Raw genomic sequence first — 12900 nt, forward strand, 5'->3', positions numbered from 1 at the left:
ACATTCTGCTCGACGTGGGACGGTAGCGGAGAGTTCCTCAGCCCAGGTAGGCGGGGGCGACGGCAGCCCTGGTGACCAGCCGCGCGGCGCCCGAGCCGTTCGCCGGGACGGTCCACAGGTCGGCGCCGTAGTCCCCGGGCAGGGCGTAGAGCAGGGTGTCGTCGTCGGACCAGAGCGCCTGGTCGTCGATGTCGCGCTGCTCGGCGGTGGCGGTCTCCGTCCCGGTCGCGAGGTCGAGCACGTACAGCCGCCAGGGGGCGTCGGGCGACAGGCCGGGGACGCGCTTCTTGTAGGCGATGCGGGTGCCGTCCGGGGAGAGGGAGGGGCATTCGACGTTGTCGTGCAGGGTGGCGAGGGTGCGGGCGGCGAGGTCGCCGCGGACGAGGTGGGTCTGCCCGGAGGTGGCGAGGGTCGCGTAGAAGGTGTTGTCGTCGGCGAAGGTGACGCCCCAGATGTTGACGTCGTGCGCCTGGTACGGGCGGCCGTCCTTGATGACGGCGAAGTCCTCCAGGTTCTCCCGCAGGTTCCAGTCCCGCACGTCCACGATCGAGGTGCGGGTGGAGAAGTCGGTGCCCGCGTAGGAGTCGCCGCTGACGAAGACCGTCCAGGCGGCGAGGTGCCCGGACGGGGAGACCCGGGCGCGCGTCGGGATGCCCGCGGCGGGGAACGAGCGCCGTTCGTGCAGGTGGTCGTCGAGGACGACGGCGCGGTAGGTGTCCTCCAGAGCGCCGTGCTCCGCCTGGAGGCAGATGCCGGTGCCGGCGGCGGCGTGGAAGCGCAGGCACTGGGTGCCGGAGGCGGTGCGCGGGCCGTCGGGGCGGTCGGCGGGGACGGTGGTGATCTCGTCCCGGTGCGGGCCCCAGGCCATGTTGCGGAAGAGCAACTGACGCCCGATCGAAGGGACTTGGAGCGACACGTTCCCGGCGGTGACGGCCGGCCCGCCGGACTGGGCCTGGTCCCGGCGGGCGGTGCGGTCGGCCGCGTAGAGGACGGCCCCGGTGCCGACCGCGCCGAGCACCAGGACGGCGACCAGCAGCACGATCACCCTGGTGCGGTTGTTCTGCGGGTTCACACGCCCTCCTCGACGGCAACGGCAACGCTCCCGGACGAGCGCAGCACCACCGCCGCGCCCGCCACGCACAGCGCCAGTGCCCCCGCCGACCAGGCGAGCGCGGTCGAGCCGCCCACGGCGCTCCACAGCGCGCCGAACAGCAGCGAGCAGGCGAACCGGGCCAGCGCCTGCCCGGTGCCGACCAGGGCGAGCCCGGCGCCGCGCTGCTCGGCGGGCGCGGCGTCGGCCGCGGCGGCGGCGAGCACGCCGTCGGTGGCGGCGTAGAACGAGCCGTGCAGCACCAGCACGCAGAGCACCGCGGGCAGTCCGCGCAACGGCGAGAGCAGCAGTCTGTACGCGAGCAGCAGCACCCCGTGCCCGAGCAGGAAGAGCCGGCGGCGGCCGATCCGGTCGGCGAGCGAGCCGAGCGGGACGGCCAGCAGCAGGAAGGCGGCCGCGGTGCCGAGCGGCAGCAGCGGGAACAGGTTGACGGACAGGCCGAGCCGGCGCTGGATCAGCAGGTAGAGGAAGGAGTCGCTGACGGTGGTGAGCCCGAGCAGCACGGCGCAGCCGGCGAGCCGGCGCAGTCCGGGCAGGCGCAGCAGGGCGAGACTGCCGCGCAGCGTGGGGGCGGGAGTTGAGGGGTCGTCGCCCTCCTGGCGGTTGGGCACGAACAGCAGCAGGATCAGCACGCCCAGCGCGGCGACGCAGGCGCTGACCGTGAACACCGCGTCGTAGCCGTGCCGTTCGCCGCCGTCGGCGAGCATCGGGCCGCCGGCCAGCCGCAGCACCAGGAAGGCGGCAAGCGGACCGAGCAGGGCACCGGCCGTGTCCATCGCCCGGTGCACGCCGAAAGCCCGTCCGCGGTGCGGGGGTTCGGTGGCCAGCGAGATCATCGCGTCCCGGGGCGCGGTGCGCAGGCCCTTGCCGGTGCGGTCGACGGCGATGACGACGCCGATCACCGGCACGGTGTGGACGAACAGCAGCAGCGGCCGGCACAGCGCGGACAGTCCGTAGCCGACGGCCGCGACTGTCTTGTGCCGGGCGGCGCCGTCGCGGCCCCGGCGGTCGGCGAGGTGTCCGCCGACGAGCCGGACCAGCGCGCTGAAGCCGTTCTGGATGCCGTCGAGCAGCCCGAAGCCGAGCGGGGAGAGGCCGAGTCCGGTGAGCAGGTAGAGCGGAAGCACGGCGTTGACCATCTCGGAGGAGATGTCGGTGACCATGCTGACGGTGCCGAGGGCGAGGACCGCCCCCGGCACGGCGCGCAGGGCGGCGCCCCGCCGCACCTGGCCGGCGGCCGGTGCGACGGGGGCCTTGGAGCTGCGGGAGTCCGCGACGTACACGGGCGTCAGTTCCAGATGCCGGTGATGTCGGTGGCATTGGCGGAGTTGCCGGCGTGGGCGTTGACGCCCGCCAGGTCCTCCAGGGTGTGGAGCACGTCGTAGTGGTTGTACCTGGTGGCGGTGGAGCTTCCGGGGGCGACGTGGGCGCCGTAGACCAGGGTCGGGATGCGGTTGCCGGACAGGCGGTTGTCCTCGTCGAAGGTCACCACCAGCAGGCTGTTGTTGCTCACGGCCCACTGGGCGTACGCGTCGAGGTTGGCCTGCAGCCAGGAGTCGCCGGTGCCCACCGAGCAGTCGTGCATGTCGTCGCACAGGTCCGGGATGACGAAGGAGACCTTGGGCAGGGTGGTGAAGTCGGCCGGGAACGCGTCCATGCCGTAGGCGCTGGAGGTGGGCACGTTGCCGAAGCCGAACCACGGGTTGTGCTTCTGGGCGTAGTTGCCGCTGCTGCAGTCGGTGGCGCCGACGGCAGGCAGGCCCTCGTTGTAGCTGGCCCAGGTCTGGTTGGCGGCGAGCAGCTCGGAGGCCAGGTTGGGCTGCTGCAGGGCGCCGACGTCCACGCAGCTGTCGTCGACGACGCCCTGCGAGCTGCCGGAGAACAGCATGTAGTAGTTGGGCTGGCTGGGGTGGGTGAGCGCGTACGACTGGGTCAGCGTCGCGCCGCCGGCGGCCAGGGTGCGGTTGATGTACGGCGCCTTCGAGCTGCCGATGACCTGCGAGTACGCGTGGTTCTCCAGCATGACGACGACGACGTGGTCGGGCGAGGGCAGGCCGGCGGCGGTGTCGGCGGCCGCGCTGCCGCCCGCGGCCCACAGGCCGAGCGAGCCGGCGACCAGGCCGAGGCCGGTGGCGAGGGCGGTGATCGGGCGGAGCCTGCGGCGACGGGCGGGGCGCGGGCCGGCGGTGGGGGTGGGGGTGCCGGGGGTGCGGAGTCGTGCGAAGGCCATGGGGTCCTCCGGGGTCGGGGCTGCCGGGGCGGGAGCGCCGAGAACAGTAGGATCGCTTCGGTGACGTGTACCGCACAAGAGAGGTGAAGAACAGAAGAACAGCTGCGAGGCGGTCCTGATACGGAGTAACCGGCGCCGCGTCGGATGTCACACGCGTCGCGATTGACCCGTTTCGGCCGCCCGTGGTGGGATCACGGGGGCTTGGACGAAGGAGTACGCGACGTGATCGGACTGGTCGCCATCGACGGGGCGGTCGGACCGCTCGCGGCCGAACTGCACGCCGCCTGGCCGGAGAGCAGCCGCGTCCACGTCGCCTCCATCGGCAACTGCTTCCAGGCGCCCGATGCGATGTCCTTCGCGCTGGGCCGGTACCGGCGGGTGGTCGCCTTCGCACCGCTGCCCACGGTCGTCTCGCTGCTCCGGCATTGGCACCTCGAAGCCCCGCGCGGGGCCAGCCTGCTCTGTGTGGACCCCCGGCGACGATGGGTGATCCCGCTCGCCGGCGGCGAGGCCGCCGAGGAACTGGCCCGGGAGGTGCAACTCGTCCTGGGTGTCACCCCGGTGTTCACCGGCTACCCCTCATCGCCCGGGCACCCCCCGATCACACCCTCCCCGCCCTTCGTGCCCGGCACGTCTGCGGACGCCCCGGTCCTGCGGGTCGTCGACTGGGAGGACCCGGGCGAGAGCGACGTCCTGGTGTTCCCGCGGACCCTGGTGGTCGGGATCGGCGCGGGCAGCGGCACCGAAACCGCCGAGGTGATGCGACTGCTGACGGACACCCTGGAGGCGGCGGGCCTCGACCGCTCCTCGGTGGCCCGGCTGGCCACCGTCACCGGCAAGGCGGACCATCCTGCGGTGCGCTGGGCCGCGTCCTGCCTGACCGGGGTGCCCGTGGACGAGCATCCGGCGCCACGGCTGGCGGACGTGCCGGTGCCGAACCCGTCCGACCTGGTCGGAACCGCCGTCGGCACGGCGAGCGTCGCCGAGGCGGCCGCACTGGCCAGCGCGCCGGGCGGCCGACTCGTGGTCGCCAAGCGGAAGTCGGCGACGGCGACGGTGGCGATCGCCCGGGCGGCCGTGCGCGGGCGACTGGCCGTGATCGACGTCGGCCCGGACGGCCCCGACCGGCTGGGGCCGCGGGCGCTCACCGAACTGCGCAACGCCTCGGCGGTGGTGGGCCGGCCGAACACGGTCGAGGCGCTGGCCGACCTGCTCCGGCCGGGCACCCGACAGGTCGCCGTGGCGGTGCCCGGGACGGTACGGAGCGCGAGCGGCCGGGTGGTGCCCTGGGCCTACGCGGCGGAGGATGGCACCGGAACCGCGGTCGACCACATCGGGGCGGCCACCCGACTCGCCGCACACGGGCACACCGTCGTACTGGTCACCCACGGCAACGACGCCGCGCCGTCGGTGCCGCCCGGCCCCTACGACGTCCACCACGTGCCCCGGCCGACCACCGAACCCGCACCACCCGCACCGCCCGCACCACCCGCTGGAGACCCCGCATGACCGCCCACGAGCCCGACCTGCGCCACCACGGCGACGCCGAGGTGCGGGCGGACGGACGCGGCCTGGTCGACCTCGCCGTCAACGTCCGCACCGGCACGCCCCCGGCCTGGCTGCGCGAACGCCTAGCCGCCACGCTCGGCGACCTCGCCGCCTACCCCGACCGGACCGCCGCCCGCGCCGCGGTGGCCGCCCGGCACGGGCGTCCGGTCGAGGAGGTACTGCTCACCTCCGGGGCGGCGGAGGCCTTCGTCCTGCTCGCGCGGGTCCTGATTGCACGTCACATCGTGGTCGTTCACCCGCAGTTCACCGAACCCGAGGCCGCCCTGCGGGACGCCGGGCACCGGGTGCACCGGGAGCTGCTCTCCCCCGGGGACGGCTTCCGGCTGGGCGCCGTCCCCGAGGAGGCGGACCTCGTCGTCCTCGGCAACCCGACCAACCCGACCTCCGTCCTGCACCCCGCCGAGGCCGTCGCCGCGCTCGCCCGGCCCGGGCGCACCCTGGTGGTGGACGAGGCGTTCATGGACACCGTGCCCGGCGAGCGGGAGTCCCTCGCCCCGGTCCGGGGCCTGCCCGGCCGGGTCGTCGTGCTGCGCAGCCTCACCAAGACCTGGGGCCTGGCCGGGCTGCGGATCGGCTACGTGCTCGGACCGGCGCCGCTGATCGCCGCCCTCGGCGCCGCGCAGCCGCTCTGGCCGGTCTCCACCCCGGCCCTGGTCGCCGCCGAGGCGTGCAGCGGTCCGGCAGCACTGGCCGAGGCGGAGCAGGCGGCCGCCGAACTCGCCCTCTGGCGAGCGTACTTGGTGAAGGGACTGGCCGCCTTCCCGGCACTTCGGGTGTACGGCGAGCCGGCCGCCTCCTTCGTCCTGGTCCGGCTGCCGGGTGCGGCCGCCGTCCGCGAGCGGCTGCGCGAGCACGGCTTCGCCGTCCGGCGCGGGGACACCTTCCCCGGCCTCGGCGAGGACTGGCTGCGGATCGCCGTACGGGACGAGGAGACCACCGACCGCTTTCTCAACGCCCTGGAGAAGGTGCTCGGTCCAGCCTGACCTCGGCACCGCGCTCGATCCGTCCGGGCGCCAGCACCTGCGCGTACACGCCCGCGCAGGGCAGCGCAGGCATCCCCTCCAGCGGGACCAGCCGGTTGCGCTCGGCCGGCATCCGCAGCGCCTCCGCCCGACGGGGCAGCGGCCCGTGCGCCAGGGTGGGGACGGCACAGCGCGGGCTGGGCGCCAGGATGCGCAGCCGCAGCGTCTCGCCGATGGCCAACTCCCGCCCCACCCAGGCGTTCTCGACGAACCCCTCGCCCGCCGTGCGGAGCACCAGGTTCGGCCGGTAGCGCTCGGCCTCGGCGCCGACGGCGCCCAGCGCGGCACTGGTGATCAGGTGCACCGGGGCGAAGTCGAAGAAGCCGCCCTCCGGCGCGGCCCGACCCAACTCATTGACGGTCACCGGCACTTCCGCCTCCATCCCGCGCGCCAGCACCTCCTCCGGCACGGCCCGCTCGACCGCCGCGCCGGGCGGGCGCTCGGCGATCAGGGCGAGCTTGCGGCCGAGCGCCTCCGACAGCTCCGCCTCGTCCGCGACGCGTCCGTCCGGGCCGGTGATCTCCACTCCGCCGTCCGCGGTGGCCAGTGCCGAGTACCGCAACAGCCCCGCCCACAGCCGGGGGTTCTTCGCACTGGCCACCCTTCCGGACGCCAGGTCCAGCAGCGCCCGCGCCCGGTCCCCGGCCAGGCCCCGCCCGGACACCTCGGCCGCCGAAAGCTCCTCCCCCAGCAGCGACTTGACCGGGTAGCGGTGCAGCCGCTCCACCTGGCCGATCAGCTCTCCGGTCAGCACGAGGTGTCTTCCGCCCACTCCCGCAGGGTCGCGAAGTCCTCGGCCCGCAGGCCGTTCCGGGGGTTGACGTGCAGCACCAGCGCCGGACCGGGGTGGTTCGCCTCGATCCACTCGGCGTCCTGCGGCCCGAGCTCGTCGTCCACCCAGACGAACGGCCGCCCGTCCGCCCAGGCCACCACGTCCCTGGTCTTCCAGTGCAGCCCGTCCGGGTCCTCCCCGAACATCTCCGTCCAGGGGATGTACGGGAGTTCGGGCAGCCCGAGGTGAGGGCCGATGTGGGTGTTCGCATCCTCCATCCACCCGGTCGCCCAAACCAGTTCGTACGGCAGCGCCAGCAGTTCCACCCCGTGCGCCGGGTTCAGCCAGACCCGCAGCGGCTTCGCCTCCCCCTCCGCCCACCGCGCCTGCCGCTCCGCCCACCAGGTGGGCATCAACTCGTGGCTGCGGTAGCCGGCCGGCCGCCGCAGCCTCGGCGCGGCGTAGGGGTTGAGCGGTCCGTCCACGTCGAGCAGGAGCAGCGGCTGTCGGGTCATGCCGTGAATTGTCCGGCGGACAACCGGGATTGACCAGCGATTTGCCCGAGCCGCAACGGCCGCAGGCCCTCCCCGGAGCGGGGAGGGCCTGCAGGCGGCGTGTGCCTCGGGGGCGGATCAGACCTGGCCGGCCTTCTCCAGGGCCTCGCAGCAGGTGTTGATCAGGAGGCGGGTGACGACGTAGGGGTCGACGTTGGCGTTCGGGCGGCGGTCCTCGATGTAGCCCTTCTGCTCCACCTCGACCTGCCACGGGATGCGGACCGAGGCGCCGCGGTTGGAGACGCCGTAGCTGTAGACGTTCCACGGGGCGGTCTCGTGCTTGCCGGTCAGGCGGGACTGGATGTCGTCACCGTACTGGTTGACGTGCTCCAGCACCTTCTCCTGGGAGGCGCCGAGCGACTCGCAGGCGGTGATGATGGCGTCGTAGCCCTCGCGCATCGCCTTGGTGGAGAAGTTGGTGTGCGCACCCGCGCCGTTCCAGTCGCCACGGGCCGGCTTGGCGTCCAGGGTGGCGTCGATGCCGAACTCCTCGGCGGTGCGGTACAGCAGGTAGCGGGCGATCCACAGGTCGTCCGAGACGGTCAGCGCGTCGACCGGGCCGATCTGGAACTCCCACTGGCCGGGCATGACCTCGGCGTTGATGCCGCAGATCGCGAGGCCGGCGTCGATGCAGCGGTCCAGGTGCAGCTCGACGATCTCGCGGCCGAAGACCTCCTCGGCGCCGACGCCGCAGTAGTAGCCGCCCTGCGGGGCCGGGTAGCCGCCCTCCGGGAAGCCGAGCGGTCGGGAGCCCTTGAAGAAGGTGTACTCCTGCTCGATGCCGAAGATCGACTCCTGCGAGGCGTACTTCTCGTCGACCTCGCGCAGCAGGGCGCGGGTGTTGGACTCGTGCGGGGTGCCGTCCGTCTCCAGGACCTCGCACAGGACCAGGATGTGGTCGCCGCCGCGGATCGGGTCCTTGACGACCTTCACCGGCTCCAGCACGCGGTCCGAGGCGTGGCCCTCGGCCTGGTTGGTCGAGGAACCGTCGAAGCCCCAGGTGGGGATCTTGTCGGCGTTCGGCAGGACGCGAGTCTTGGAGCGGAGCTTCGCGGTCGGCTTGGTGCCGTCGATCCAGATGTACTCGGCCTTGATTGCCACGGCTGGTCCCTCGGATTGCTGGGTGGTGGGTGCCCGCGTAGCGTCGCAAGCCGCCGTTTCCCGGTTGTTCCTCTCATGTAACGCGCATGTGAACCAACCGTCCGCGTCGGCACGGTCACGGTGCGGGAGTGCCGGGCGTGGCACCCCGCACCGCGACGGGTGGCCGGGAGCGGCCGGCGGGGGCGGTCAGTGCCGGCGGGCGTGCGCGGCCCGGCGGCGCCGGGTGGCCCACAGGGCGGCCGCCCCGCCCGCGACCAGGGCCGCGGCCCCGGCGGCCAGCGGTCCGGTGGCGCTGCTGCCGCCGGTGCTGGCGAGGGCCTCGGGCTTCCCGGTCCGCTCCACCGCCGCCTGGGGCACCGCGGTCCGCGAGGCGGTGGTGTCGGCGACCGGCTGGGCGCTGGGCGCCGTGCTCGGGGTGTCCGTGGGGGCGGGGGCGACGGGCTTCTCGCAGCTCACCGAGGCGACGGTGATCGTGCCGGTGACCTTGGCGACGTTCAGGTTCAGCGGGTTCACCTCCACCCGCACCTCCAGCGCCGAGGCGGCGGCGGTGGTCGTGGTGGTGGCCTTCTTGGAGAACTCCACCGACACGCTGCCGACCAGCGGCAGGTCCACCTTGGTCGGGCCGTACAGCCCGACGGTGACGGGCTTGCCCAGCACGGTCAGCTTGGCGGGCGCGACCACGTCCGCGGTCGGCTGCCCGTCGACCGGGCAGCTGGCCTCGGCGCTCATCGCCTCCAGACCGAGCAGTGCGGTGGTGGGCAGTCCGGGGGCGTGCACGTCGGCGTTGACCAGCTTGACGGACGCGGCGGTGCCCTTGGCGTCGGCGCGGGTGACGGACTTTCCCACGTCGGCCTTGACCAGCTCGACCGGGCCTCGCTGGTCGACGCCGTCCACCGCGGCGGTGAGGACGGACCCTCCCCCAGCCTCCGGCTGGGGGGACCCCCATCGCTGCGCGGGCGTCTCCACCTTGTTGAGCGCGATGTCCACCGGGACGTCCACGGCGTTGTTCAACAGCTTGACGTCCAGGGCGACTTCGGCGGTGACGGCACGCGCCTTGCCCGGGGAGGCCGTAACGGCCGGAGCCGGGGCGGCCTGAACCGGGCCGGCGGTCAGCAGTGTGCACGCCGCCACGGCGGCGGATGCGGAAACGATTCGGCGAGACGGCCGAGAGGACATGGCGGGACCCCCACACAGATGAAGCGATGAGCCGCCAGTCTTCTCGAACGATCCGTCACATGAGCAACACGGAACGTCATTTCACCCGTTGGAGTGAGATTGACGTTCCGCACCGACCCCGATCTGCTAGGGGCCGCCCGGCGCCGCCCGGACGCGTCAACTCCCCTACGGCAGCCGCCAGTCCACCGGCTGCGCGCCCTGCCGCACCAGCAGCTCGTTCGCCCGGCTGAACGGCCGCGAGCCGAAGAAGCCGCTACTGGCCGAGTACGGGCTCGGGTGCGCCGACTCGATCGCCGGAACGTCCCCGAGCAGCGGCCGCAGGTTACGGGCGTCGCGGCCCCACAGGATCGCCACCAGCGGGCCGCCGCGCGCCACCAGCGCCCGGATCGCCTGCTCGGTGACCTCCTCCCAGCCCTTGCCCCGGTGCGCGGCCGGCTTGCGCGGGGCGGTGGTCAGCGCCCGGTTGAGCAGCAGAACGCCCTGGTTCGTCCACGGGGTGAGGTCCCCGTTGGACGGCTGCGGCAGGCCGAGGTCGTTGCCGTACTCCTGGAAGATGTTGATCAGGCTCGCCGGGATCGGCCGCACCTCCGGCCCGACCGAGAAGCTGAGCCCGACGGCGTGACCGGGCGTCGGGTACGGGTCCTGCCCGACGATCAGCACCCGCACGTCGGCGAGGGGCTGCTGGAAGGCCCGCAGCACGTTCGGGCCGGAGGGCAGGTAGGTGCGACCGGCGGCCAGTTCGGCGCGCAGGAAGTCGCCCATGGCGGCGACCCGTCCGGCGACGGGTTCCAGGGCGGCGGCCCAGCCGGGCTCGACGATCTCGTTCAGTGGACGCGGTGCCATGGGCGTCACCCTATCGGCCGATACCGACAGGGCGTCACCGCGAACGATCACGCAGACGACCGCGCGGACGGCCACCGCGAACGGTCACTCATAGGTCAACCCCACAGGTCACCCGCCCGGTCACCCCACCGGCCGCCCCCGCAGCACCACCAGCAGCGGATCCGCGAGCACCCGGACGTCCGCCCGGGGGTCCTCCCCGTACACCACGAAGTCGGCCGACGCGCCCTCCTCCAACCCCGGCCGCCCGAGCCACGCCCGCGCGCCCCAACTCGCCGCCGACAGCGCCTCCGCCGGGCTCAGCCCCGCCTTCACCAGCTCCGCCACCTCGTCCGCGACCAGCCCGTGGGCCAGCGAGCCGCCCGCGTCCGTGCCGACGAACACCGGGATGCCCGCGTCGTGCGCGGCGCCGACGGTGTCGTAGCGGCGCTCGTGCAGCCGCCGCATGTGCGCCGACCAGGCCGGGAACTTGGCCTCCCCGCCGGCCGCCAGCTCCGGGAAGGTGGCGATGTTGACCAGCGTCGGGACGATGGCCACGCCGCGCTCGGCGAAGGCCGGGATCAGCTCCTCGGTAAGCCCGGTGGCGTGCTCGACGCAGTCGATCCCGGCCGCCAGCAGGTCCGGCAGCGACTCGGCCGCGAAGCAGTGCGCGGTGACCCGCGCGCCCTCCTCGTGCGCCGCCGCGATCGCCTCGGCCAGCGCGTCACCGGGCCAGCAGGCGGCGAGGTCGCCGCGCTCCCGGTCGATCCAGTCGCCGACCAGCTTGACCCAGCCGTCACCGCGCCGGGCCTCGGCCCGTACGTACGCGGCGAGGTCGCCGGGCTCGATCTCGTGGGCGTAGTTGCGGATGTAGCGGCGGGTGCGGGCGATGTGCCGCCCGGCACGGATGATCCGGGGCAGGTCCTCGCGCTCGTCGATCCAGCGGGTGTCGGCGGCCGAACCGGCGTCGCGGATCAGCAGGGTGCCGGCGTCACGGTCGGTGAGCGCCTGCTTCTCGCTGGTCTCGGCGTCCACGGCGCCGTGCGCGTCCAGTCCGACGTGGCAGTGCGCGTCCACCAGGCCGGGCAGCACCCAGCCGGTCACCGTCCGGACGTCACCGGCGGCCGGCGGTCGGGTGAAGCTCACCCGGCCGTCCACCACCCAGAGTTCGTCCCGGACGTCCTCCGGACCGACCAGCACCCGACCCCGGACGTGCAGCACCGCGCCATCACTCATGGCCGCACTCTACCGACGGGCGGGTTCCGTGTAAGCAGTGGGAATGCGGCAGACTCGTTGCCGCACCCACCATCCGTCCCGCGAAAGGCTTTCCGATCGTGAGCGAGCGCAGCGAGCGAACCGTCAAGAGGCGGGCATGGGCGAACGCCCCTGCCGAGCGAAGCGGGGCGGGCGCATGAGTCCCTTCCTCGACCTCCCCCCGCTCAGCGCCGCCGGGTTCGCGGCGATCGAGGACCAGGTGGCCGCGCTGCTGCACACCGAAGCCGACGTGATCGTCACCCAGGGTGAGGCCCTGCTTCCGCTGGAGGCCGCGATCCGCGGCGCCGCCCACCCCGGCTCCGCCGCGCTCAACATCGTCACCGGCCCGTACGGGCAGACCTTCGGCAACTGGCTGCGCTCCTGCGGAGCGACCGTCGTCGACCTCGCGGTGCCCTTCGACAGCGCGGTGAGCGCCGGGCAGGTCGCCGAGGCACTCGAAGGCCACCCCGAGATCGACTTCGTCTCCCTGGTCCACGCCGAGGCCGCCACCGGCAACACCAACCCGGTCGCCGAGATCGCCGCCGTGGTCCGCGAGCACGGCGCCCTGCTGATGCTCGACGCGGTGGCCTCGGTCGCCGCCGAGCCGCTGCTCACCGACGAGTGGGGCATCGACCTGTGCGTGATCGGCGGCCAGAAGGCGATGGGCGGCCCGGCCGGGGTCTCCGCCGTGTCCGTCTCGGAGCGCGCCTGGGAGCGGATCGCCGCCAACCCGGCCGCCCCGCGCCGCTCCTACCTCTCCCTGCTCGACTGGAAGGAGCGCTGGACGGACGCCGGGCGCACCGTGCTCCCGCACGCCCCGGCCCAGTTGGAGATGCTCGCGCTCGGCGCCTGCCTGGACCGGATCGCCGCCGACGGTCTGCCCGCCGTGATCGCCCGCCACCGCGCCGCCTCCGCCGCCACCCGGGCAGGCGTGCGCGCCCTCGGCACGCTCAGCCCGTACGTCCACGAGGACGCCCACGCGGCCCCCGTTGCCACCACCCTGCGCGCCCCGGCCGGTCTGCACGCGGCCGAACTCGCCGCCGCCCTCGACCCGGCGCTGCCGATCCAGCCGGGCGGCGGGGCGCTGGCGGCGGAGATGCTGCGGGTCAACCACTACGGCCGGGAGGCCTCGCTGGACACCGTCCGTGCCTGCCTGACCGCCCTCGCCGGCGCCACCGGGGCCGACGCCGGGCCGGCCCTGGCGGCCGCCGGAGCGGCCTGGACCGCGACCGTCTGAGACGGCCGTCCGGGAGACACCCGTCCGAGACTGAAGTCTGATACGGGAGTCTGAG

General features: G+C 73.9%; 12 protein-coding genes. 3 read left to right on the plus strand and 9 right to left on the minus strand.

Annotated elements, in window-relative coordinates; all coding sequences use genetic code 11:
• Positions 1 to 37: 37 nt before the first annotated feature.
• Genes ACFV1W_RS04280 through ACFV1W_RS04290 form a run of 3 tightly spaced genes read right to left on the minus strand, consistent with a single transcriptional unit; the run spans position 38 to position 3341 of the window.
• On the minus strand, positions 38 to 1072 hold the full coding sequence (locus ACFV1W_RS04280) for a TolB family protein (RefSeq protein ID WP_380412959.1): 1035 nt from the start codon (positions 1070 to 1072) through the stop codon (positions 38 to 40).
• The gene (locus ACFV1W_RS04285; RefSeq protein ID WP_380412960.1) at positions 1069 to 2394 is read right to left on the minus strand and encodes an MFS transporter; all 1326 of its coding nucleotides are present in this window, start codon (positions 2392 to 2394) and stop codon (positions 1069 to 1071) included. Before ACFV1W_RS04285 ends, ACFV1W_RS04280 begins: the two co-directional genes overlap by 4 nt.
• A gap of 5 nt (positions 2395 to 2399) precedes the next feature.
• Positions 2400 to 3341 (minus strand): alkaline phosphatase family protein, encoded by a 942-nt coding sequence (locus ACFV1W_RS04290; protein ID WP_380412962.1) that lies wholly within the window; start codon positions 3339 to 3341, stop codon positions 2400 to 2402.
• A gap of 222 nt (positions 3342 to 3563) precedes the next feature.
• Here ACFV1W_RS04290 and ACFV1W_RS04295 point away from each other — a divergent pair, with 222 nt between their 5' ends.
• Entirely contained in the window at positions 3564 to 4850 is a 1287-nt protein-coding gene (locus ACFV1W_RS04295) for a cobalamin biosynthesis protein (RefSeq protein WP_380412963.1), read from the plus strand.
• A complete protein-coding gene (cobC, locus tag ACFV1W_RS04300) occupies positions 4847 to 5893 on the plus strand; it encodes an Rv2231c family pyridoxal phosphate-dependent protein CobC (protein ID WP_380412965.1) in 1047 nt (348 codons plus the stop codon). Before ACFV1W_RS04295 ends, cobC begins: the two co-directional genes overlap by 4 nt.
• Here cobC and ACFV1W_RS04305 read toward each other — a convergent pair.
• From ACFV1W_RS04305 to ACFV1W_RS04330, 6 genes are all read right to left on the minus strand, one after another.
• Entirely contained in the window at positions 5859 to 6704 is an 846-nt protein-coding gene (locus ACFV1W_RS04305) for an MOSC domain-containing protein (RefSeq protein WP_380412966.1), read from the minus strand. The genes cobC and ACFV1W_RS04305 overlap by 35 nt on opposite strands.
• The gene (locus tag ACFV1W_RS04310; RefSeq protein ID WP_380412968.1) at positions 6680 to 7219 is read right to left on the minus strand and encodes a hypothetical protein; all 540 of its coding nucleotides are present in this window, start codon (positions 7217 to 7219) and stop codon (positions 6680 to 6682) included. Before ACFV1W_RS04310 ends, ACFV1W_RS04305 begins: the two co-directional genes overlap by 25 nt.
• A gap of 117 nt (positions 7220 to 7336) precedes the next feature.
• Entirely contained in the window at positions 7337 to 8359 is a 1023-nt protein-coding gene (gene glnII, locus ACFV1W_RS04315) for a glutamine synthetase GlnII (protein ID WP_380412969.1), read from the minus strand.
• 186 nt (positions 8360 to 8545) lie between these two features.
• Complete coding sequence (locus ACFV1W_RS04320) at positions 8546 to 9490, minus strand: SCO1860 family LAETG-anchored protein (RefSeq protein WP_380412971.1); 945 nt, start codon at positions 9488 to 9490, stop codon at positions 8546 to 8548.
• Between the two features lie 210 nt (positions 9491 to 9700).
• On the minus strand, positions 9701 to 10378 hold the full coding sequence (locus tag ACFV1W_RS04325; RefSeq protein WP_380412973.1) for a uracil-DNA glycosylase: 678 nt from the start codon (positions 10376 to 10378) through the stop codon (positions 9701 to 9703).
• Positions 10379 to 10498: 120 nt separating this feature from the next.
• On the minus strand, positions 10499 to 11590 hold the full coding sequence (locus tag ACFV1W_RS04330; protein ID WP_380412975.1) for an amidohydrolase family protein: 1092 nt from the start codon (positions 11588 to 11590) through the stop codon (positions 10499 to 10501).
• A gap of 175 nt (positions 11591 to 11765) precedes the next feature.
• Here ACFV1W_RS04330 and ACFV1W_RS04335 point away from each other — a divergent pair, with 175 nt between their 5' ends.
• Positions 11766 to 12845, plus strand: a complete 1080-nt coding sequence (locus ACFV1W_RS04335) for a pyridoxal-phosphate-dependent aminotransferase family protein (RefSeq protein ID WP_380412977.1) — start codon at positions 11766 to 11768, stop codon at positions 12843 to 12845.
• Positions 12846 to 12900 lie beyond the last annotated feature (55 nt).

It is taken from the genome of Kitasatospora sp. NPDC059648 (assembly GCF_042734825.1).
Classification (GTDB): domain Bacteria; phylum Actinomycetota; class Actinomycetes; order Streptomycetales; family Streptomycetaceae; genus Kitasatospora.